General features: G+C 68.8%; 18 protein-coding genes and 1 pseudogene. 7 read left to right on the top strand and 12 right to left on the bottom strand.

Going from position 1 to position 20,768, the window contains the following annotated elements; genetic code table 11:
* Nucleotides 1–187: 187 nt before the first annotated feature.
* Nucleotides 188–2,371, top strand: a complete 2,184-nt coding sequence (katG, locus tag AB0G35_RS11390; protein ID WP_360947211.1) for a catalase/peroxidase HPI — start codon at nt 188–190, stop codon at nt 2,369–2,371.
* 144 nt (nt 2,372–2,515) lie between these two features.
* On the top strand, nt 2,516–3,466 hold the full coding sequence (locus AB0G35_RS11385; RefSeq protein ID WP_360947209.1) for an alpha/beta hydrolase: 951 nt from the start codon (nt 2,516–2,518) through the stop codon (nt 3,464–3,466).
* A 133-nt stretch (nt 3,467–3,599) separates the two neighbouring features.
* Here AB0G35_RS11385 and AB0G35_RS11380 read toward each other — a convergent pair whose 3' ends face one another.
* Both AB0G35_RS11380 and AB0G35_RS11375 read right to left on the bottom strand, forming a co-directional pair.
* A complete protein-coding gene (locus AB0G35_RS11380) occupies nt 3,600–4,418 on the bottom strand; it encodes a tyrosinase family protein (RefSeq protein WP_360947207.1) in 819 nt (272 codons plus the stop codon).
* A 40-nt stretch (nt 4,419–4,458) separates the two neighbouring features.
* A complete protein-coding gene (locus AB0G35_RS11375) occupies nt 4,459–4,926 on the bottom strand; it encodes a tyrosinase family oxidase copper chaperone (RefSeq protein ID WP_360947205.1) in 468 nt (155 codons plus the stop codon).
* Between the two features lie 737 nt (nt 4,927–5,663).
* Here AB0G35_RS11375 and AB0G35_RS11370 point away from each other — a divergent pair.
* Together AB0G35_RS11370 and AB0G35_RS11365 are read left to right on the top strand one after the other, a co-directional pair.
* Nucleotides 5,664–5,951 (top strand): hypothetical protein, encoded by a 288-nt coding sequence (locus AB0G35_RS11370; protein WP_360947203.1) that lies wholly within the window; start codon nt 5,664–5,666, stop codon nt 5,949–5,951.
* A gap of 417 nt (nt 5,952–6,368) precedes the next feature.
* Nucleotides 6,369–6,725: an SHOCT domain-containing protein gene (locus AB0G35_RS11365; RefSeq protein WP_360947201.1), complete on the top strand. Its 357-nt coding sequence runs from the start codon at nt 6,369–6,371 to the stop codon at nt 6,723–6,725.
* Between the two features lie 152 nt (nt 6,726–6,877).
* Here AB0G35_RS11365 and AB0G35_RS11360 read toward each other — a convergent pair whose 3' ends face one another.
* From AB0G35_RS11360 to AB0G35_RS11340, 5 genes are all read right to left on the bottom strand, one after another.
* Nucleotides 6,878–9,175 (bottom strand): heavy metal translocating P-type ATPase, encoded by a 2,298-nt coding sequence (locus tag AB0G35_RS11360; RefSeq protein ID WP_360947199.1) that lies wholly within the window; start codon nt 9,173–9,175, stop codon nt 6,878–6,880.
* 91 nt (nt 9,176–9,266) lie between these two features.
* Nucleotides 9,267–9,560, bottom strand: coding sequence for a heavy-metal-associated domain-containing protein (locus tag AB0G35_RS11355; RefSeq protein ID WP_360947197.1), 294 nt, complete (start codon nt 9,558–9,560; stop codon nt 9,267–9,269).
* A gap of 222 nt (nt 9,561–9,782) precedes the next feature.
* Entirely contained in the window at nt 9,783–11,432 is a 1,650-nt protein-coding gene (locus AB0G35_RS11350; protein ID WP_360947195.1) for a multicopper oxidase family protein, read from the bottom strand.
* 83 nt (nt 11,433–11,515) lie between these two features.
* A complete protein-coding gene (locus tag AB0G35_RS11345; protein WP_360947193.1) occupies nt 11,516–11,989 on the bottom strand; it encodes a hypothetical protein in 474 nt (157 codons plus the stop codon).
* Between the two features lie 185 nt (nt 11,990–12,174).
* A complete protein-coding gene (locus AB0G35_RS11340; RefSeq protein ID WP_360947191.1) occupies nt 12,175–12,840 on the bottom strand; it encodes a TetR/AcrR family transcriptional regulator in 666 nt (221 codons plus the stop codon).
* 51 nt (nt 12,841–12,891) lie between these two features.
* Between AB0G35_RS11340 and AB0G35_RS11335 the strand changes: the two genes are divergently transcribed.
* Together AB0G35_RS11335 and AB0G35_RS11330 are read left to right on the top strand one after the other, a co-directional pair.
* A complete protein-coding gene (locus tag AB0G35_RS11335) occupies nt 12,892–13,443 on the top strand; it encodes a GNAT family protein (protein WP_360947189.1) in 552 nt (183 codons plus the stop codon).
* Nucleotides 13,444–13,476: 33 nt separating this feature from the next.
* Nucleotides 13,477–13,575, top strand: a pseudogene (locus AB0G35_RS11330) (transcriptional regulator); the annotation flags it as partial.
* A gap of 164 nt (nt 13,576–13,739) precedes the next feature.
* Here AB0G35_RS11330 and AB0G35_RS11325 read toward each other — a convergent pair.
* From AB0G35_RS11325 to AB0G35_RS11315, 3 genes are all read right to left on the bottom strand, one after another.
* Nucleotides 13,740–14,345 (bottom strand): hypothetical protein, encoded by a 606-nt coding sequence (locus AB0G35_RS11325; RefSeq protein WP_360947187.1) that lies wholly within the window; start codon nt 14,343–14,345, stop codon nt 13,740–13,742.
* Between the two features lie 14 nt (nt 14,346–14,359).
* Complete coding sequence (locus AB0G35_RS11320) at nt 14,360–14,953, bottom strand: hypothetical protein (RefSeq protein WP_360947185.1); 594 nt, start codon at nt 14,951–14,953, stop codon at nt 14,360–14,362.
* 63 nt (nt 14,954–15,016) lie between these two features.
* Nucleotides 15,017–17,152 (bottom strand): hypothetical protein, encoded by a 2,136-nt coding sequence (locus tag AB0G35_RS11315; RefSeq protein ID WP_360947183.1) that lies wholly within the window; start codon nt 17,150–17,152, stop codon nt 15,017–15,019.
* A gap of 157 nt (nt 17,153–17,309) precedes the next feature.
* On the opposite strand from AB0G35_RS11315, the gene AB0G35_RS11310 reads away from it, so the two are divergent.
* Nucleotides 17,310–17,834 (top strand): helix-turn-helix transcriptional regulator, encoded by a 525-nt coding sequence (locus tag AB0G35_RS11310; protein WP_360947181.1) that lies wholly within the window; start codon nt 17,310–17,312, stop codon nt 17,832–17,834.
* A gap of 127 nt (nt 17,835–17,961) precedes the next feature.
* On the opposite strand, the gene AB0G35_RS11305 is transcribed toward AB0G35_RS11310, so the two are convergent.
* Nucleotides 17,962–19,245, bottom strand: coding sequence for an NAD(P)/FAD-dependent oxidoreductase (locus AB0G35_RS11305; RefSeq protein ID WP_360947179.1), 1,284 nt, complete (start codon nt 19,243–19,245; stop codon nt 17,962–17,964).
* A gap of 257 nt (nt 19,246–19,502) precedes the next feature.
* The gene (locus tag AB0G35_RS11300) at nt 19,503–20,612 is read right to left on the bottom strand and encodes an FAD-dependent monooxygenase (protein ID WP_360947177.1); all 1,110 of its coding nucleotides are present in this window, start codon (nt 20,610–20,612) and stop codon (nt 19,503–19,505) included.
* Nucleotides 20,613–20,768: the final 156 nt, after the last annotated feature.

Raw genomic sequence — 20,768 nt, 5'->3', positions numbered from 1 at the left:
CCGCCGACCCGCCGGCTCGTCGATCGCCAGACCCGCCGATCAGCAGACCCGCCGATCCGCCGGTCCGCCGGTCCGGCGTCGGACGCGGCCCGCGGTCGCGGCCGCGGCCGCGGCTTGAGGTCAACGCAAACGCCCGTTAAGGACAAGCAGCCAACAGAAGGATCTCGATACAGGAAGAAGGACGGACGTGTCCGGCAGCGAAAGCGAGAACCCAGTAATTTCCTCCCCGGCTCCCACGCCGACTCGGCCCAGGACGAACCGGGACTGGTGGCCGAATCAGCTGGACCTTCAGGTTCTCCACCAGCATTCGCCCCAGTCGAATCCGATGGGCGAGGACTTCAATTACGCGGAAGAGTTCGCGACCCTCGACCTCGACGCGCTGAAGCAGGACGTCTTCGAGGTGATGACGACGTCGCAGGACTGGTGGCCTGCCGACTACGGTCACTACGGGCCGCTCTTCATCCGGATGAGCTGGCATGCCGCGGGGACGTACCGCATCGCCGATGGTCGGGGCGGTGGCGGCGCCGGCGCTCAGCGCTTCGCCCCCCTCAACAGTTGGCCGGACAACGCGAGCCTCGACAAGGCGCGCCGTTTGCTCTGGCCGGTGAAGCAGAAATACGGCCGGAAGATCTCGTGGGCGGACCTTCTGGTATTTGCCGGTAACTGTGCCATGGAATCGATGGGCTTCAAGACGTTCGGTTTCGGCTTCGGGCGAGAGGACATCTGGGAACCCGAGGAGATCTTCTGGGGGCCCGAGGACACCTGGCTCGGAGACGAGCGCTACAGCGGCGACCGGGAACTCACGGGTCCCTTCGGTGCCGTGCAGATGGGACTGATCTACGTCAATCCGGAGGGGCCCAACGGCAACCCGGATCCGATGGCTGCCGCCAGGGACATCCGCGAGACGTTCGGGCGTATGGCGATGAATGACGAGGAGACGGTTGCGCTCATCGTCGGCGGCCACACGTTCGGCAAATGTCATGGCGCGGTCGATCCCTCGTACATCGGGCCGGAACCCGAGGCTGCTCCCCTTGAGCAGCAGGGCCTCGGCTGGCGGAACACGTCCGGCAGCGGCACCGGCCCCGACGCGCTGACCAGCGGGCTTGAAGGGGCATGGACCGCGGAGCCGACGAAGTGGGACAACGGTTATCTGGACAACCTGTTCCGGTACGACTGGGAGCTGACGACGAGCCCTGCCGGCGCGAAGCAGTGGACCCCCACGGATCCGTCGGCCAAGGACACCGTGCCTGATGCGCACGATCCGTCGAAGCGGCACGCTCCCATGATGCTGACGACGGACCTCGCGCTGAAGCTGGATCCGGTCTACGGGCCGATCGCGAAGAGCTTCCACGAGAACCCGGACAAGCTCGCGGTGGCGTTCGCCAAGGCGTGGTACAAGCTGCTGCACCGCGACATGGGGCCCGTGTCGCGTTACCTCGGCCCGTGGGTTCCGGAGCCGCAGCTGTGGCAGGACCCCGTTCCCGAGGTCGATCACGTGCTGATCGACGACCAGGACATCGTCGCCCTCAAGCGCAGGATCCTCGACTCGGGGCTGTCCCTCTCCCAGCTGGTCACCACCGCCTGGGCGTCGGCGGCGAGCTTCCGCGGCACCGACAAGCGTGGCGGGGCCAACGGAGCACGGATTCGACTCGCGCCGCAAAAGGACTGGGAGGTCAACGACCTGCCGGAGGTGGCCGAGGTATTGCGGACCCTGGAGCAGATGCAGCACGATTTCAACCGCTCTCAGAAAACGAAGGTGTCGCTGGCTGACCTGATCATCCTGGGCGGGTGCGCGGCCGTCGAGCAAGCCGCGAAGAACGCCGGGCACGACATCACCGTCCCGTTCGCACCGGGACGTACGGACGCCTCGCAGGAGCAGACCGACGTCGAGTCGTTCGCCGTGCTGGAACCCAGGGCGGACGGGTTCCGTAACTACCTCCAGGCAGGGGAGAAGCTGTCGCCCGAGACTCTCCTCCTGGACCGCGCCAGCCTGTTGACACTGACCGCTCCCGAGATGACGGTCCTGGTCGGCGGCATGCGGGCCCTGAACACCGGCTTCAAGCGGTCTCCGCACGGCGTCTTCACCCACCGGCCGGAGGCCTTGACCAACGACTTCTTCGTCAACCTCCTCGACATGGGAACGGAGTGGAAGGCGTCAACCTCCGCCGAGGACGTGTTCGAGGGGCGGGATCGCGCCACGGGCGAGGTCAAGTGGACCGCCACCGCCGTCGACCTCGTTTTCGGTTCGAACTCCCAGCTCCGGGCCATCTCGGAGGTCTACGCGTCCCAGGACGCGGGAGAGAAGTTCGTGCGCGATTTCGTGGCCGCCTGGGACAAGGTGATGAACCTCGATAGGTTCGATCTCGCCTGAGCCCAGGGGAGTCCCGGTCGGCCGCTGATCGGCCGGCCGGGACATCCTCGGCACCCGGGGCGGTGATGACGGTTGGTCCCCGGACGCCGCCACCACGCTGCCCTGTTGGACCCGCAGGAACGTCGAGGTGGCATTCTGTCCCGCGTGGCCGAACCGATCGATCCCTCGCTCGCCGATGCCGAACTGACCGCTTTCATCATGGCAGTTCGGCAGGACCCCGGGCGTCCCGCCCGTGCCGTGGGGGCGGCGGAGTTGCGGCGTGCGCAACGACTGCGCGCCGAAGCCCGGCCGCCGGGCCCCGATGTTGCCCACGTCGAGGATCTGGCGGTCGGCTCGGCTGCCGTGGGGGCCCGCCTCTACCGGCCTTCGGCGGCGTTCCGGCCGCTGGTGGTGTTCCTCCACGGCGGGATGTGGACGATCGGCGATCTGGAGTCGCACGATCGGGCCTGCCGTCGATTGGCGCTCGGCACCGGCGCGGCCGTGCTGAGCCTCGACTTCCGCCGTGCCCCGGAGCACCCGTGGCCGGCTGCCGTCGACGACTGCGTGGATGCCCTCCGGTGGGCAGCGGCCGGCGGAGGCTCAGGTGCCGGGATCGGAGGCCCGACCGTCGTCATGGGGGACAGTTCCGGCGGGAACCTCGCCGCGCTGGCCTGCCTGCGCCTGCGCGACAACGGCGGACCACTGCCCGCCGCCCAGATCCTGGTGTACCCCAACACCGATCTGACGCTCTCCGGTCCCAGCGCGCGGTCGAAGGCCACGGGTTGGGGCCTGACGGCCGACGATGTCGCGTGGGGGGCCGAGCAATGGGTCCCGGACCCGTCCCGGCGCGCCGACCCCGGGGTCAGCCCGCTGTACGCCCCCGACCTCGGCGGGCTCCCGCCCGCCGTTGTCGTCACCGCGGAGCACGACCCGCTCCGGGATGAGGGCGACGCCTATGCCGCCCGGCTCGCCGACGCGGGCGTTCCGGTCAGACACCGCTGCGAGGCCGGGATGGTCCATGGATTCCTCACCCTCGACACCCTTTCTCCCGCCGCCGCGGCGGCGGGAGAAAGGGTCTTCGCGGACGTCGCCGACCTGCTTGACCAGATCTTCTGACGCCTCGTCAAGCACCGGCGACCTCGGCATGATCAGCTAGGAAACACCGCGCTCGAAACGGTTCCCGATCCGGACCATGGGGGAGTTGACGCGGGGACGCGTGCCCTGTCCAGGGGGAACTGTCAGGTACCTGTCACCCATACGTGTAGAACTTGGTGTGGTCCAGTACGTCCGCCGGTGTCACGTCGTTCCACGGCTTCATCGTGTCGTGGAGGTCGACGACGTCGGGGGTGTCGCCGGTCGGCAGATAGCCCGAGGTGGGATGCAGCTTCTGCCAGTCGGCCCAGAGCTTGTCGATGAAGCAGTGGTGCAGCCAGAAGACCGGGTCGTTGGGGGAGGCGCCGGTGGTCATCTGCCCGCCGACCCAGACGTGCACCCGGTTGTGCAGGTTGGGGCCGCGCCAGCCCTCGACGCTGTTGCGGAAGCCGTCGGAGGCGCTGTTCCACGGCGGCGCGTCGTAGACGTTCATGGCGAGTACCCGGTCGACCTCGGCCCGTGTCGGCAGTTCGCGGACGCCGGCGCCCAGGGAGCGGCGCAGGAACGTCCGGCCGTCCACCCTGACGTTCATCGGCCACCTGCCGCCACCGAAGGCGAACGGACCGGAGGTCACCCGTCCGTCGCCGCTGCGCCCGTCACCCCCGAGGAAGTCGTCGGCCCACAGGGAACTGCGGGGGCTGCGGTCGACGGTCCAGTCCCAGTAGGGCAGGGTGACCGAAGGGGTGATGCTCTGGAGGGCCTGCTCGAACTGCAGCAGGAACCTGCGGTGCCAGGGGAGGAAGGACGGCGACCGGTGACCGGTCCGCTCCCCGTCGTCGGTGTCGCCGATGATGAACGCGTTGTGGGTGCTGATGAATTCGTCGTAACGGCCGGTGCGCTTGAGCTCCAGCACCGCGTCGACGAAGTTCCGCTTCTCGGTTGCGGTGAGGTTCGCCTGGTTCTTCCGAACTGCCATGTCGAGGACTCCTCGGTGGGGGGCGGGCAGGGTCGGGGTCTCAGCCGGTGATGACGGGGACCAGGTCGGCGCCCTGGAGCGCCCGGACGGCGGCGCGCGCCAGGGCGTGCGGGGTGTTGAACTTCTCGTAGTGGTTCACCAGGCTGATCCAGGTGCCGTCGGCGTTCTGCATCACATGGAGGTCGTCGTTGTCGATGCGGACGACGAAGTCCATGCCGTCGTGCGGGCCGGCGAGCCGTTGCGCCCGCCTCTTGGGGCCTGCCTGGCCGCCGTGCGAGTCGCCCCCGTCTGCCGGCCAGCCCTCTATGTGGCGGCCCTCGTAGATCTCGTCGAACGGCTCGGGCATGTCGTGGCCGCCGTCGTGATGCCCGCCGGCCGCGAGGTGTCCGTGGCCGGCGGCGGATCGCGCGACGGCGGGGTGGGCGAAGGCGACGGGTGCGGCCAGCACCGCTCCTGCGAGCGATGCGGCACTGCCGTGCAGCACCTGGCGTCGGGTGGGACGCGACATTTTCCACTCCTTCGGTGGGGCGTCGGCTCACCTCCGGTGGGCGCGGCCGCCGCGGAGGGCGGGAGCCGGCGTGCCGACGGTCGGTACGCGCCGCCCCATGCTGGCAGGGTCGAACGGATCATCAAGTCGGCCCGCGGGATCGGGCCACGAATTGCCCAACTCCCGTACCGCAGTACAGGATTCAACGGCGCCGATCGTCCTTGTGCGGCGGTCGGCAGGCTCCCTGGAAGCGGATATTCCGCGGTCTCGGCCGATGTCCACCGCAGATCCTTTTCTCCGCGCCGCACAGCGTGATGCCGCGGACGGTCCCTGAACTCCGGCGCAAACGACGGGGCTCGGGCGCCCGGCGTTCGCGGCCGGTTCGCGTTCCGCGATCCGCTGCGGAAGCGCCGTCGGCCCTCGCCCTCGCCCGGTGGGACCCACCGGGTGCAGCTGTTTGCTACGCGATCTCCACGCGTTCCTCGTGCATCCTGTGATGTCGCCGGACCTCCGGCCGCCCGAGAGGCGGAGAGGCACCCGGAGCCGTCATCGTCTCCCGTAGGTGCCAGGTGCCAGGTGCCAGGTGCCAGGTGCCAGGTGCCAGGCGCCAGGCCTCGGCCGTGGGGCCGCTGACCAGTCCTTTTGTCTCGACCGGCGGTATGCGGCGATCTAGGTTACTTTATATTTAAAGGTCTTTAAAAGAATCTTGCCTGTCCCGCTCGTCAGCGGGCGGGAAGGCGCGCAAGGAGGTACGTACCATGCGCGCGCAGCACATCAAGCGCTCGCTGGCGACTGCTGCCGCCGGCGCCCTGCTGGCCGCCGGCGCCCTCGGAACGGCGGGTGCCGCGGAGGCCGCTCCGTCCGCGGCCCCCGCGACCGTGGCGACCCAGCACGCCAAGTGCGTCTGGCACAGCGGTCACTGGACCAAGCACTGGCAGAAGGGGCACTGGGAGTACCGGTGGCACAACGGCCACTGGAGCAAGCACTGGAAGCCCGGCCACTGGGTGAAGGTCTGGCACCAGGGCCACTACGTCTGTAAGCGGTGAGCCGGCCCGGCTCGGGCCGTACCGGATCCTGCCGCCCGCCGCGGCCCTCGCGAGCGGGCGGCGGACGGGTAGCCCTTGTCGCGGCAGTACGGAACGGTCGAGCGCTCCGGGCCAAGCGGTCGGGAGCCGCTCGCCGATCCGGTATGATCATGGTGCAACTTCCGCCGTGGGCGGGAGTCGCGCGTCTGTGGTCCAAGGAAAGACGTCCACCAACCGGTGGGAGATGCAGGTGCAAGGCCTGCCGGGCGCTCCAAGGAGGCCTCTGTCCCGTACGGGACAGAGGCCTTTTTCCATGTCGGCAGCCGCACACGAAGGCGGTGGCGCCCGGTAGTGCCCAGTGTCACCTGGGCTGCACGCAGTGGCTGGAACAGGTGACCAGTGGTCCCGCCGTGGGGCCGATGGGCCCTGCTCGTCGTCGTGCCGGAAGACGGACACTGGCAAGGGGATGAGAACTCGTCGGTGCAGGCGGTGAGGGCAGTGTGGTACTGGAATGGCGGCGGCTGGATCTGGATGGCATTCATGCCTCTGGTCTGGATCGTGTTGATCGGCCTGGTGGTCTGGGCGGTCATCCACCTGGTCCACCGGTCCACCGGCGCGGGTACCGGCATCGGCACCGGCACCGGAACTGGCACCGGAACCGGCCCGCGGGAGGGGCATCGGTGGGAATCGCCCCAGGAGATCTTGGACCGCCGTTTCGCCTCGGGTGAGATCGACGCGGATGCCTACTCGGAGGCGAAGAAGCGGCTCGCCGAACATCAGCCCGGGCCGAAGTGAGGGTGCTGCCCGGGAGTCCGGCCTGTCTTCCCACGGTGTGCAGCCCGGCAGGTCTCCGCCATACGTAACGGCCGCCGGCCGTACCGGGAATCCCGGGTACGACCGGCGGCCCTGGCGCGAGCTTCCTCACCCGCGCTTCCTCACCTGCTGTCTTACCTGAAGCGGCGGAGCCGGAGGCTGTTGGTGACGACGAAGACCGAGGAGAAGGCCATCGCGGCTCCGGCGATCATCGGGTTGAGCATGCCGGCCGCCGCGAGGGGCAGGGCGGCGATGTTGTAGCCGAAGGCCCAGAAGAGGTTGCCCTTGATGGTGGCCAGGGTGCGGCGGGAGAGCCGGATGGCGTCGGCGGCCACGAGGAGGTCGCCGCGGACGAGGGTGAGGTCGCCGGCCTCGATGGCGGCGTCGGTGCCGGTGCCCATCGCCAGGCCCAGGTCTGCGCTGGCCAGGGCGGCCGCATCGTTGACGCCGTCGCCGACCATGGCCACCGTACGGCCCTCGGCCTGGAGGCGCTTGACGACGTCCACCTTGTCCTGCGGGAGGACCTCGGCGATCACCTCGTCGATGCCCACCGCACGGGCGACGGACTCGGCGACGGCCTTGTTGTCACCGGTCAGCAGGACCGGGGTCAGTCCGAGGCGGCGCAGTTCGGCGACGGCCTGGGCACTGGTGTCCTTGACGGCATCGGCGACGGTGAGGATGCCGCGGGCTGCTCCGTCCCAGGCGACGGCCACGGCGGTGCGGCCCTCGGCCTCGGCGGCCGCCTTGGCCGCAGCGAGTTCGGCGGGCAGCTCGATCGCCCACTCGCGCAGCAGCTTCTCCCGGCCGACGAGCACCGCGTGCCCGTCGACGACGCCTTGCACGCCGAGGCCGGCGACGTTCTCGAAGCCTTCCGGTACGGGCAGGGTGCCGGTGCGGTCGGTGGCTCCGTCGGCGATGGCACGGGCGATGGGGTGCTCGGAGGCGTGCTCCAGTGCGCCGGCCAGGCGCAGCAGTTCCTGGTCGGTGACGCCGGGGGCGGTGATGACGTCGTGGAGGGCCATACGGCCGGTGGTGACGGTGCCGGTCTTGTCCAGGACGACGGTGTCGACGCGGCGGGTGGACTCCAGGACTTCGGGGCCCTTGATCAGGATGCCGAGCTGGGCGCCGCGGCCGGTGCCGACCATGAGGGCGGTGGGAGTGGCCAGGCCCAAGGCGCAGGGGCAGGCGATGATCAGTACGGCCACGGCGGCGGTGAAGGCGGCGGTGGCGTCGCCGGTCACGAACAGCCACGTCAGCAGGGTGCCGAGGGCGATGAGCAGGACGACGGGGACGAAGATCCCGGAGATGCGGTCGGCCAGCCGCTGGACCGCGGCCTTGCCGTTCTGGGCATCTTCCACCAGTCGTGCCATACGGGCCAGTTGGGTGTCCGCGCCGATGCGGGTGGCCTCGATGACCAGTCGGCCGGACGTGTTGACGGTGGCACCCGTGACGGCGTCGCCCACGGTGACGTCCACGGGCACGGATTCGCCGGTCAGCATGGAGGCGTCGACGGCCGAGCTGCCCTCGACGACCGTGCCGTCGGTGGCGATCTTCTCCCCGGGGCGTACGACGAACCGGTCGCCGACCGCCAACTCCGCGACGGGAATGCGTACTTCGCGCGCGTCGCGCAGGACGGACACGTCCTTGGCGCCCAGTTCGAGCAGCGCACGCAGAGCGGCGCCGGCCTTGCGCTTGGACTTCGCCTCCAGGTAGCGGCCGGCGAGGATGAAGGCGGTCACCCCGGCGGCGGCCTCCAGGTAGATCGAGGACGAGCCGTCTGCGCGGGAGATGGCGAGGTCGAAGCCGTGCCGCATGCCCGGCATCCCGGCGTGGCCGAAGAACAGCGCCCACAAGGACCAGCCGAGCGCGGCGAGCGTACCGATCGACACCAGCGTGTCCATCGTGGCGGCCCCGTGCCGGGCATTGGTCCAAGCCGCCGTGTGGAAGGGCAGCGCACCCCACACCACGACCGGGGCGGCGAGCGTCAGGGACAGCCACTGCCAGTTGTCGAACTGCAGCGCCGGCACCATCGCCATCAGGACCACCGGAACCGAGAGTGCGAGCGAGACCAGCAGCCGCTGCCGCAGCGCACCGACCTCCGCACCGCCGTTCTCCGGAGCCCCGGCCGGGGTGGCCGCTTCCTGCTCCTCGCGGAACTCCGGCTTCGGCGGTTCCTGGGCGGTGTAGCCGGTCTTCTCGACGGTGGCGATGAGGTCGGCGACTTCCACGCCCTGCCCGTACGAGACCTTCGCCTTCTCGGTGGCGAAGTTGACCGTCGCGGTGACGCCGTCCATACGGTTGAGCTTCTTCTCGATGCGCGCCGCGCACGAGGCGCAGGTCATGCCGCCGATGGAGAGCTCGACCTCGGCATCCGCTGCGGAGGCGGTCGTAGGGGTGGGCACCGGGGTCTGCTCGGGAGCGATGCTGGTCATTGCTGTGTGTCTCCTGGAGGAGGGCCGGGCCGTACTGCGTCCATATCAGTGGAGCGGCACGGCCCGGCGGGGAATACCGGGGAGGGGTACCTCAGGCGCGGCCGGTGAGCTGGTAGCCCGCCTCGTCCACGGCGGCGCGCACGGCCTCGTCGTCCAGCGGTCCGGTGGAGGTCACGGTAACCAGGCCGGTGGCGGCCACGGCCTTGACGTCGGTCACACCGGCTATGGCGGAGACCTCCTGCGAGATCGCCCCCTCGCAGTGGCCGCAGGTCATGCCGGTCACCTGGTAGACGGTCGTCGTGTCCCCCTGAGCCCTTCCGGTGGCGGCGGTGCCGCAGGAGCCGTTGGGGGTGCAGCAGGAACCGGAGTCGGTCTGGGAGGTCATGGCTGTGCCCTTCGGGATGCTGGTGCGATGTCTTGCGGAGGGGGCCGAGAGGATGCCCGGCCCTTCCTTCCGAGAGGAACCATATACCCCTGGGGGGTATATGAGAAGTGCGGGGACGGGGGACTCGGGGAGGGGAGTGGCCGGATGCCTCCGGAACGGAGGACGGTTGCGTCACTGCCCCGCCGCGGCGGGGCACGCCTCCGGCGGGGCAGCGACGGGTGACTACTTGCGGTAGCCGAGGACCGTCATCATCCCGGACTCCGCGTGGTAGACGTTGTGGCAGTGGATCATCCACAGCCCGGGGTTGTCGGCGTCGAAGTCGACGTCGAGGGTCTGACCGGGCAGCACGATCGCGGTGTCCTTGCGGGGGCCGCCGCCCGGTAGGGCGAAGGTGTGTCCGTGCAGGTGCATGGGGTGCCACATCGTCGTGCTGTTGGTGAAGGACAGCCGTACGCGTTCGCCCGCGCGGACCGGGTACCGCCGTGCCGGGTCGTACGTCTTGCCGTTGATGGCCCAGTCGTACTTCGCCATGGAGCCGGTGAGCTTGAGTTTGATGGTGCGGTCGGGCTTGCCGGACTTCAGGCGGACCGAGCCGTCGGCCTTCAACTGCCGTGCCTGCAGCAGCTTTCCGGCCAGCTCCTTGGGCCGGGTGGATGGTGTGGGTGCCGCGCCGCCACCGGTCCGCAGGAGCGCCATCGCCGACTGCTTCTTGCCCTCGGCCAGGGCGGTCAGGGGGAAGGCGCCGTCCTTGGCGGTCACCAGGACGTCGTAGCGCTCGCCCATGCCCAGCAGAAGGGCATCCGTCTCCGCGTGCTCGACGGGGAAGCCGTCGGTGTGGGTGACGGTCATCCGGTGGCCGCCGAGGGCCACCCGGAAGGCCGTGTCGCCGCCGGCGTTGATGAGGCGGATGCGGATGCGGTCACCGGGCTTGGCGCGGAAGGTCTGAGGATCGTCCGCTGTGCGGCCGTTGACCAGGTAGTACGGGTAGTCGACGTCACCGGCGTCACCGCCGAGCAGGCCGCTGGTGGCGCCCATCATCATCCGGGAGGGACCGGAGGCCCCGGAGGGCTTGGGCGAGGGGGCCTTCTTGGTGGTCATCGACATGGGGGACATGCCGTGAGCGCCGTGGTCCACGCCTCCGGAACCACCCATGTCCATGCCGCCCATGTCCATGCCGCCATGGTCCATGCCGTCGTGACCCATCCCGCCCATGCCCTTGCCGAGCTCGGCGAGCACCGCATCGGGCGTGCTGCCGTCCACGCCGTCGACCCAGTCGTCGAGGACGACGACCCACTCCCTGTCGTACTTCAGCGGCTCCTTGGGGTCGTCGACGATCAGCGGGGCGTACAGCCCGCGGTCCTGCTGGACGCCGGAGTGCGGATGGAACCAGTACGTGCCGGGGTGGACGGCGGCGAAGCGGTACTCGAAGGAGGCACCGGCCTTGATCGGTCGCCGGCTCAGGCCGGGCGTGCCGTCCATGTCGTTGCGCAGGGCCAGTCCGTGCCAGTGGATGGAGGTGGGCTGCGGCAGGTGGTTGGCGAGGGTGAGGGCGAGGGTGTCGCCCGCGGTGACGCGGACCTCCTTGCCGGGCAGCTCGTCGCCGTAGGCCCACGAGCTCACCGTCCGACCGCCCAGGTCAAGACGGGTCGGGGTGGCCGTGAGCTGCATCTTCCGGACGGGACCGGGACGCCGCTTCGCTTCGGCGGCGGCGACCTCCTTGCCGTCGGGCGAGACGTAGCCCGCGGGCCCGGTCGAGGGTTTGGCGTCGTGGCCCGAGTGGTCCGTGCCGGAGCCCGAGCAGGCGGCGAGCAGTCCGCCGCCGGCGACGGCGATTCCGGTGCCGAGCACGGCGCGGCGGGTGGGTGTGCGCATGAGGGGTGCACCTCGTCTTCGGTGGTGATGCGTATGGGAGTTGGCGCGATCCGCCGCTCCTGGTGGAGCGGCCGGGCGTGCTCCTATACGCGCAGCACCGACAACTGGGCGAGCAGAGTTCCGCGGCGGGGCGGTGGAATCGGCTGCAGGCAGTACGGCAGCCGCGTCAGCGCGGCGGCCGGCACGTCCGTCGGCCGGTGTACGAAGGCACCGCCGAGCAGCAGCACGAGAAATCCCGTACCGAGGACGGCCAGGCAGACGGACATCGGATCCGTGCCGCTCGGCGGGGCCGAGTGATGCGCGCCGCCGGGCGGGGACGAGTGATGCGCGCCGCGGTCCCACCGGTCTGGTCGCTGCCCGTCGGTCGCGGGCTGCGCGGCGTGGTGGTGCGCGGGCGCGCCCGCAGCAGCCATGACGGTGCTGCTGGGTGTGCGGGACGCGCGGTGTTCGGCGAGGTGGCCGAGGCTGTGCATGGCGACGATGCCGAAGAGCAGCCCGGCGAGGAGCAGCAGCCGGCCGCACCAGGCGAGGGATCTCCGCTGCCCGGACAACTGCACACCTCCCGCGCTTCCCGACGCTCTCGATCGACCGCTTCGGATAATACGGGAGGGGGGTATCGACTCGCCGACGGGGGTGGCGGGTGCAGATCGGTCAGCGCCGCCGACGGCCGCGTACCGAGAAGCCTGCGTGTCTTTCCCGCAGCTGTCCGCCCACGGGCGGCCCGTCAGCCCCTACGGGACTCTCAACCCCCGTCTTCCCGCTGCGCTTCCACCCCGCTGGGGTGCCCCTCCCGATCGTGCCGAGTGGTCGGCATGGGATCAGTGCGGGCGGTCAGGGCGGCCAGGTAGTCGTCCAGCAGCTCGATCTGCCGCTCTGGCGGGAACGTCGCCGGGTCGAACAGGGACTGGACCACCAGGCCGAGAGTGAAGGACTGGGCGCCGGCCGCGAGGTGCGCGGGGTCGCCGGGGGGCAGTTCGCCGAGTTCCTGGGCTGCGGCCACCCGCTCCCTCAGCCTGTCGCGGCCTTGGGCGTACTTGCGGGCGTAGTCCGTACTCAGGGCGGGGTCGGAGAGCGCGGCGTCCCAGGAGGAGACCCAGATCCGGTTGCTGTCGGTGGCCTCGGGGGTCAGCGGCAGGATGTCCAGCAGCGCGTCCCTGAGGGCGGCCAGACCTTTGCCCGCTCGGCGGCGAGGGCGGGAGAGGGTGCGCTGTTCGAGCAGGTCAAGGGCGTATTCCACCAAGGCGTGCTTGGTGGGGAAGTAGTGCGTGAGCAGACCGGTGGTCGCTCCCAGTTCGGTGGCGACGGCGCGCAGTGTCAGGCCGGCGAAGCCGCGTGTGGCCATGACCTGCCAGACCGCTTCGGAGACGTCGCGTCGGCGGGCCTCGTGATCTCCCTTGGTGCGTGGCATGGTGCCACGGTACATTGCCGTAACGTTTGTTATGTGAATGGGGAGGCCCTCATGTTCTGGCTGCCGTTGCGCGACGGTGCTCGCCTTGGTCCGCTGGAGGTCTGGCATGCCGAGGAGTTCGCCGGCCATCTGGCTCGGGCTCGTGAACACATTCGGCCCTGGGTCGGGCCCGCGTTCGTCACCGACGATGTGGACGGGGCGCGGGCCACGCTGCAGCGGTACGCCGAACGCCAGGCCGGCGACGGCGCCCGCCTGTACGGCATCTGGCGGGACGGCGTGTTGGCCGGCGGTGTGATGTTCACCGATTTCCACGCCGCTGCCGGTTCGTGCGAGATCGGTTGCTGGCTGGAGCCGTCCGCTGAGGGCCACGGCCTGATCACGCAGGCGTGTGGGGCGTTGTTGGACTGGGCGTTCACCTCCCGGGGGCTGCACCGGGCCGAGTGGCATTGCCGGGCCGACAACGACCGCAGCTCCGCGGTGGCCAAGAGGCTCGGCATGACGCTGGAGGGCGTACGACGCGAGGCATGGTCGTACGAGGGCGTGCGCTACGACAAGCAAGTCTGGGCGGTCCTTGCTCCGGAATGGCGGGCCCTGGGGCAGTGACCGGCGAGGGCGCTGTCGGACAGCGACGCCGTCACGCGGCGGGAACAGGGCCAGGCGGGCACGGCCTCCCCACAGGTCCTCGATGCGCTGGCCAGCGTGCTCCGGCTCGATCCGGCCGGGACGGCCCACATGTCGGGGTAGACGGTTGCCCGGGTCCATCGCGCGGGTTGGTCACTCATGCGTCGCATGGTGCTCCGCGGCCGCTCAAGTCCGCTGCTGGGTTTTTCCTTGTGAGGTGATGCCGTCTGGTGATCCTGCGGAGGCGTCGAGCAGTGACCCGGAGGCGTACTCTTCCGTCACTCAAGCTTCGCGAGGATCGATCGCGTCAGGTCGAGCGTGCGCCGGAGTTGGTAGCTCCTGCTTCCGGACCCACCGTCATACATGACGAACAGCTCGTCGTCGCCGTGAAGGACATGGACGGTGCTGTGGTTGGGGAGCGAATAGGCACCTGACTTACTGCGCACGGCGGAGATCCAGCCACACATCTGATCGCCGAACTCGGCTGTTTCGGACGGCTTTATCAGGTCCTCCGCTTTCATCTCCTGCCGCGACTTCAGCTTGTGACACAGGTCGGTATAGCTTTCGTCGCTGTCCTCGCTCCGCGAGAGTTCGATGTTCATTCTGAAGTCACCAGAAGGCGACTTGGATTTGCAAGAGGCCAGGTCGGTCCCGATCTTGTCGGACAGCGTCTTCGGGTCCGGGACGTACTTGGCCAGCGTCTCCTTGCCGAGAACAGCGCAAAGGTCGTCCGGTACCTCTGCTGGCCCGCCCTTCGGCCACACGAGTACGATTCCCGCCACTACGATCACGACCCCGACCGCGAGCGGGACCCACTTGCGTGGATCGCGGAGGAGGGGTGTCCCGGTCCGGGACAGATCGCCGGCTCCTGCTGGCGTTGCCATACGTGAGTCTCCCGTTATCGAATTTTGGCGAGTACCAGCCGCGTCAGCTCCAAGGCGCGCGGCAGCAAGTCCTTCGGCTCTCCCCTACGAAGCTTGTAGCTGACGTCGAGCAGGTCACCACCCTGGGCGACGTAGAAGATCGCCTCGTGTTCGTCCTGACTGATGTCGACGACCCCACACATGTGCTTGCCGAACTCGGCTTTTTCGGAAGGCCCTATGACGTGGGCACCGTCGAAGGTCCATTTGTCCCGCCGGCACGAGTGGGCGAGGAGATCATCAGCACGGCCCAACCCTCGGGTAAGGGACACGTTGAGGAAGGCGTCACCGGACGGCGAACGGGCAGAGCAATGGGTGTAGCCGACCGGCGCGTCCGCGCTGTGGCGCAGCTCGGGACTCGGAGCGTACGTGGCGAGCGTCTCCTTGCCGATGAACGAGCAGAAGTCGGCCGGCGCCTTCGGCGCAGCCGCCGGCCGACCCTTCGGCCACACCAGGACGGCTCCGGTCACGATGACGGCCAAGCCGATCACGAAAGCGATCCAGTTGCGCCGATCTCGCAGGATGGGCGCCCGGGCAGGGGACGAAGAACCGGCCTTTGATGGTGTTGTCACGCGTGAGCTCCTCCTCGGCGGCGCGCCGTGTCAGCCGTTCAACTCGAACCACGGTCATGGCCGTCAGCCCGTCCCTGAACCGTCGCGCATGGGGGGCTCAGTCCTGCCGGGACGCCGACGGTCGACGATCCGCCAGCCGACGAGGAGGGCCAGGACGCCGACGACGATCAACTCGATACCCAGGTGCCGGTTGGATCCGGCGAGGTCCGAGAGCAGCGCCCAAGGGCTCGACGAATCCGGCGGGTCCGGCTTGATGGGTGCGGCTTCGGCGCCCGGCTTCGGCTGGGACAGGCTGGCACCTTTCAGGTACGCCCGGCCGGCCGCCAAGTGGCGCCATGTCGCTTGGAATTCCGCCTTGCTCACATTGCGCCGGACGACCCTGGCGAAGTCGACGCCGCCGGACGCGATGCGATACAGGTCCTGCTTCGTGCACGTGCGACAGGACGCCATCTTGTCGTAATACGTCGCGTAACGCTCGAAGACGGCATGCGGAGACCACTGCCGTTTTGACGTCCACCGGGAGACATCACCGCTGTCGATGACGTACTCGAACCCGGTCTCCCGAACCGAAGTGCGTTCGCGGATCCACTCGGCGGCGATCCGGCTGAGGTAGATCCGCCGCAAGGCGGCAAACTCCGGGCCTTCGTTCACCTCTCGAACGATCCGGGGCAGGACGGAAGCATTGTAGGCGGCGGAGATACTGGCCTCGGCCTCCTCGGATATGCGGGGGCATCCGCGATGGCTCCGGTTCCCGGTGTTCCCTATGCTGAGCGGTTCAGCCTCCACCTTCAACGGCGCATCGAGGATGTAGAGTTCGTCCCCTTGCGTATAGACCTTTGCCTCTCCTGGGGTGATCCACAGGCGCTGATCGCGACATTGAACGTGGTAGCGCCGGCGCCGCTCCCAGTACTCGTGTGCAGCCGTGGTGTCCCCATACAGAAGCTTTGCGTCGATCGTCTTCAACCGCAGATCGGCCTCAAGGAGAATCCTTCCGGCATCGGTACGGCCAAGCTGCTTGTCGACGATCCTCGCGGGCTCATTGGGATTCAGGTTGACCCAGAGTTTCGATGGTGCGAGAGCCAGCCAGACGTAGAACGAGTCGGACGTCTCCCGCAGACTTTGCAGCCCGGCGGGCGAATAATTCCCGGCACCCCGTTGTGCGGTGAATCCGTAGGTGAACCCGAGCCGATCTCCTGGAGAGGCCGAGAGGTACCGCAACTCGACGGTCCTGAAGTCGATACCGCCCGGGGCGCCGATCGCGGCTCCGGCCACCATCTGCCGCGGCGATCTGGAGGTGCTTTTCCCCTTCGGGCCGCTCGTGCGGCTCGATGCTCCGGTCGAGGGCGGATCGAACAGTCCGTCTCCGTTCCGGTCCCGCCACTCGTTCTGCTGGTGAATCAGCTTCTTGACGTGTCCGGTCGCCTTCCGCTGCTCCTCCTTGGTCCCGTACGGCACCAGGTATTTCATGCCCTTGGAGTATCGAGCGCATCGCGGTCCACCGGCGTAGTCGCAGGGCTCCCGCTCGGACGCACCGCCGATCAGCCGCTCAGGGGTGATGTCCACCCCGTTCTTCGTCTGCAGCTCCTTCTCGATCTCGGCGAGTGAGGCGTGGGCCTTGAGCCGCTTGAAGGTGTACTCGATTTCTCCCAAGCGCCGGAGGATGAGTTCCTCGGAATGGCCGACCGCTTCACCGCGGTACCGGGCGCTCCTGGCCACCACCTGCAGCGTCACGTCGTCAGGTCGTAACCCAAGCGCTGTGAGCTGATGGAAGAGTCCGGGGTCTTCCTGCTTGATCTCGGCTGCCGTGCGTACCTTGCGGAAGATGACGTCATCCCACGTACCGCGGCGGCGGTCGAACCGGGAGTAGAGCTCCTTGTCGAAGATCCTCAGTTCCTTGGCCGTGTAGTCAGTGACCTTGAGCCACCCGACGGCATAGTTCACGGCCGCACGTTTCGTGGAGTCGTACCCGTCGAAGATCCGCGCCTCGTACAGGTACGTGTACATGGGATCGCCGTACGGAGGATCCGCCTCCCGGCCGAACGCGGCCGGGGTGGCGTTCGGCCTTGCACCTGTGGCTGCCGGAAGCGGGCCGGCGAGGCCCACCAGTCCGAGGAGCAGCACCAGAAGACCGACCACACGTCTGCGCCGGTGGCTCATTCTTCCGGTGCTTGCCGCACCTCGTTCCTCCATGCCCGTCATGACACCCCCGTATGACGACTGGCAAGCCTCGGACGGTGCCCCTGCTTGCCTGGCAGAGAAAGCCGCTCATGGAGAACCTGCGGAAGGATCTCAGGATCTCAGGCCCCCTATAATCGTCCATAGTGGAACGTCCACTGTGGAACGTCAAGGGGTCTTGATGAGTGACGTGAATCCGACGGCCGCCGCGTTGCTCGGCCTCCTTCACGCCGGCGAGGCGACCGGCTACCAACTCTGGGATGCGGCACGCACGTTCATCGGTGACTTCTGGACGGTGACGCGCAGTCAGGCATATCGGGAGCTGGCCAGGCTGGAGGAGCGCGGCATGGTGCAGGCCCAGCCCGTCCGGGCGCGATCGGCCCGCCCGTACCGCCTCACCGATCCCGGACGCGCGGCCTTCGCCGAATGGCTCGTCGTACCCCCGGGCCCGGAGAACATCCGCTATCCCCTGCTACTGACGCTGGCCTTCGGCAAGTTCCTGGACGACGACCGGCTGCTGGAGTACGTCGACGCCCACCGCTCGGCCCATGCGGAACGACTGCGCCGGTACGAGGAGTTCGACGCCGACCTCGTGTTCGACAAGTACCAGCGCGCTACGCTGCGATTCGGCATCCACTACGAGAGAGCGGTGCTCGCGTGGATGGACGAACTCCCCGGCATCCTCCGCGCCTCCGGCGACGACTGAACGGCCCGGATCGACCGGGGGCCGTCCTTCGATCCAACGGTTCCTCCACAGCCACGGCACCCGGCAACGATCCACACCGCCGGGAGGGATCGGGCGGAGGCCAGGCTCGCCGAGGGCGGCGAGCCGGTCAGGCCCCTGTGTGGGGCAGGTGCGTGGGTGGCACTGTCGTCCCGCGATGCTTGAGGTTGACGGCCACTGCCTTGGTCACTGCCGCAGGGTTCAAGAAACGCAGCGGACCGATCAGGCGGGATGCAAATCGGTGCATGTGCCGCGCGACCGCATCATCGCGTGCTGCCGCCGAGTACATCAGCCGCTCCAAGGGATGGAACGGACGGGCCTTGGCGAAGTCGGCGGCCAGGTACTGGTGACCGCGCAGCCGGCGCCGGTGTCTGCGTGCGTACACCGCGAGCGCCCGATGGAGGTCGCCCCGACCGGTTGCGGCCGAGGCGACCGCCTCTGCCAACCACTGCGCGGTCTGCAGGGCCCACCCGCATCCCACTCCCCACAGGGGATCGCCGGTCAGGGCGGCGTCGCCGATGAGCGCGACGCCGGGTGCGGTCGGCTTGCGGCTGTGCAGCGGGTAGTTGACAGTGCCGGTGATCTTCGTGATGCGCTCGGCGGAGTCGATGGGCGGGGCCTCGGGTAGGGCGCGGACGAATGCGAAGAAGCTGCCCTCCAGGTCTTCCCGGAAGGCCGGCAGCCGCTTCTTGTCCGGGAGAACGGCGACGACCGTCACCCCGTCGTCGTTCGGAAACGCGTAGGCCATGTCGGGCTCAAGGAACCAGGCGTGACTGATCCCGCCGTGCAGCGGAAGATCGCGGAACTGGGCGAGATAGCCGAACCGCGCGTTCCCGTACAGCCGAGCAGGGACGCCGGCGAACTTTGCCACCGCCGAGTCCTTGCCATCGGCGCCGACCACCAAGCGGGCCCGGATCTCGCGTTCGCCCTGTGGTGTCGACGCGCGCACCCCCACGGTTCGCCCGGCTTCCCGGATCAGCCCGGTCACGTGGTGGCCGAGGAGCAGATCGACGCCGGGGGTCTTCGCCGCATGGGACCTGATCAACGGGTCGAGGGTGCTGCGCCGGACGTTGTACGCGTACGGAAGCTCGGGACCCGCCGGCGCGGCCCTCGGCTCGATCCACCCCCAACGGGTGTACCAGCGGGCCTTGTTGCGTACGGCTCCCGCTTCCTCCAGGGCCGGGATGAGGCCGAGTTCCGCCAGCACCGGGTAGGCGTTGGCCGTGAGGGAATGGGTGCACAGCACTTTGTACGCTTCGGGATCCGAGCGGCGTTCCAGCAGTGCGACGCGAACTCCGCGTCGAGCCAGCAAGATCGCCGCGGCGCTGCCGGCGAGGCTGGCTCCGCTGATGGCGACGTCGTAGTCGTATCCGGCGCTCTCAGGCGTGGTCATGCGCTGATCGCCCCCTTCGGGGTGTGGTGCCGTTCGTGGGAGTGATGCAGTGCCACTGCTGTCAGGAACATGATCAATTGTCAAGAGGTGCGTGAAGAAACCCCTGCGCCTGGTGGTCGCGGGCTGCCCGCTCGACCAAACGGACCTTCAGCAGTGGCGCGGCATCGCCGTCAGCTACGACAGGACCGCTGAGTCCTGCCGAGCGGCTGGCACCTGGCATCGCTCCTGATGGGGGAGTGCCACTGTGACGACAACTCCTAACCCTCCAGCGAGAGGGCGTTCTTGGCGCGCGCGACCGACGCCTCGGAGGCGGGTCCGCCCGGATTCTCCGTGGCCAGGGCCTGGTTGAGGCTGACGAAGTGGCGCATCCGCTGCTCGTAGTGGGAGTACGCGGCGCGATGATCGTCCCGGGCCTGAGCGAGGCAGTCAGCCAGCACGTAGGCGCCTACGAGAGCGAGGCTGGTTCCCTGCCCCGACAGCGGGGAGGGGCAGTAGCCGGCGTCCCCGATGAGGGCCACTCTGCCCCGCGACCAGTGGTCCATCCGGATCTGGGCCATGGCATCGCAGTAGAAGTCCGGCGCGTCGCGGGCAGCCTTGGCCAGGCGCATCCCTTCCCATCTCAGGGAGCCGAGCTTGTCCGCGACGAGGTGCCGCAGCGCATCGTTCCCGCGGAGGCCAGGCTCCAGCGGCCCAGACCGGAAGCCGAAGGCGATCCTGAGCTCGGTGTTGTCGCGGACGGGCATGATGCCGAAGCCGGCGTCGCCGTCGCGTAGCCACATCTGCCAGTTGTCCAGTGTGAGGAAGTTGTCCGCGCTGAAGACGCAGAGGTAGCTGCCCAGGTGATGGGCGAAGCGGTCCTCGGGGCCGAAAGCCAGGCGCCGCACGGCTGAGTGCAGCCCGTCCGCCCCGATGACGAGGTCGAAGGTGCGGGACGCACCATGGGCGAAGCCGACGCGCACGCCGGCGTCGCCCTCGTCGAGCACGGTGATGCTGTTGCCGAAGAGGTACGCGACGTCGGTGCGGGTGTGTTCGTACACCAACCCCACCAGATCCTCGCGCAGCAGCTCGATGTCGTCGCTGTCGAGTCGGCCGCTGCTGAAGGTCTGTTCGGTGGACCGGTCGATCTCGTGGCCGTCAGGATCGAGGATCGACATGCCGCGCATCCGGGTGCGCAGGTGTCGTGCCTGTTCCAGCAGGCCCATCCGCTCGATGACGTCGAGCGCGACACCGCGGATGTCCACGGCCTGGCCGCCGGGGCGCGGACCCGCGGCGCGTTCGACGACGGTGGGCTCGAAGCCGTGACGGTGCAGCCAGTAGGCGAGCACGGGTCCGGCGATTCCGCCGCCGGAGATGAGAACGGTCTGCATGGGAAAGCTCCTTCGATACGCCGTACGCGACCTGAACGTACGGCGTACGCGCCCGGCCCTTCAACTGACCAACTCCCGCCCTGTACTAGGGCAGTCGGCCAGTCTTCAGGATCGTGGCTGCTACCCTCTGCCCTAGTACAGGACAGGAAGGCGACA

Source organism: Streptomyces sp. NPDC021749 (genome assembly GCF_040640655.1).
Lineage (GTDB): Bacteria > Actinomycetota > Actinomycetes > Streptomycetales > Streptomycetaceae > Streptomyces.
Note: the sequence above shows the minus strand (reverse complement) of the source record. Positions and strands in the feature narration are given on the sequence as shown.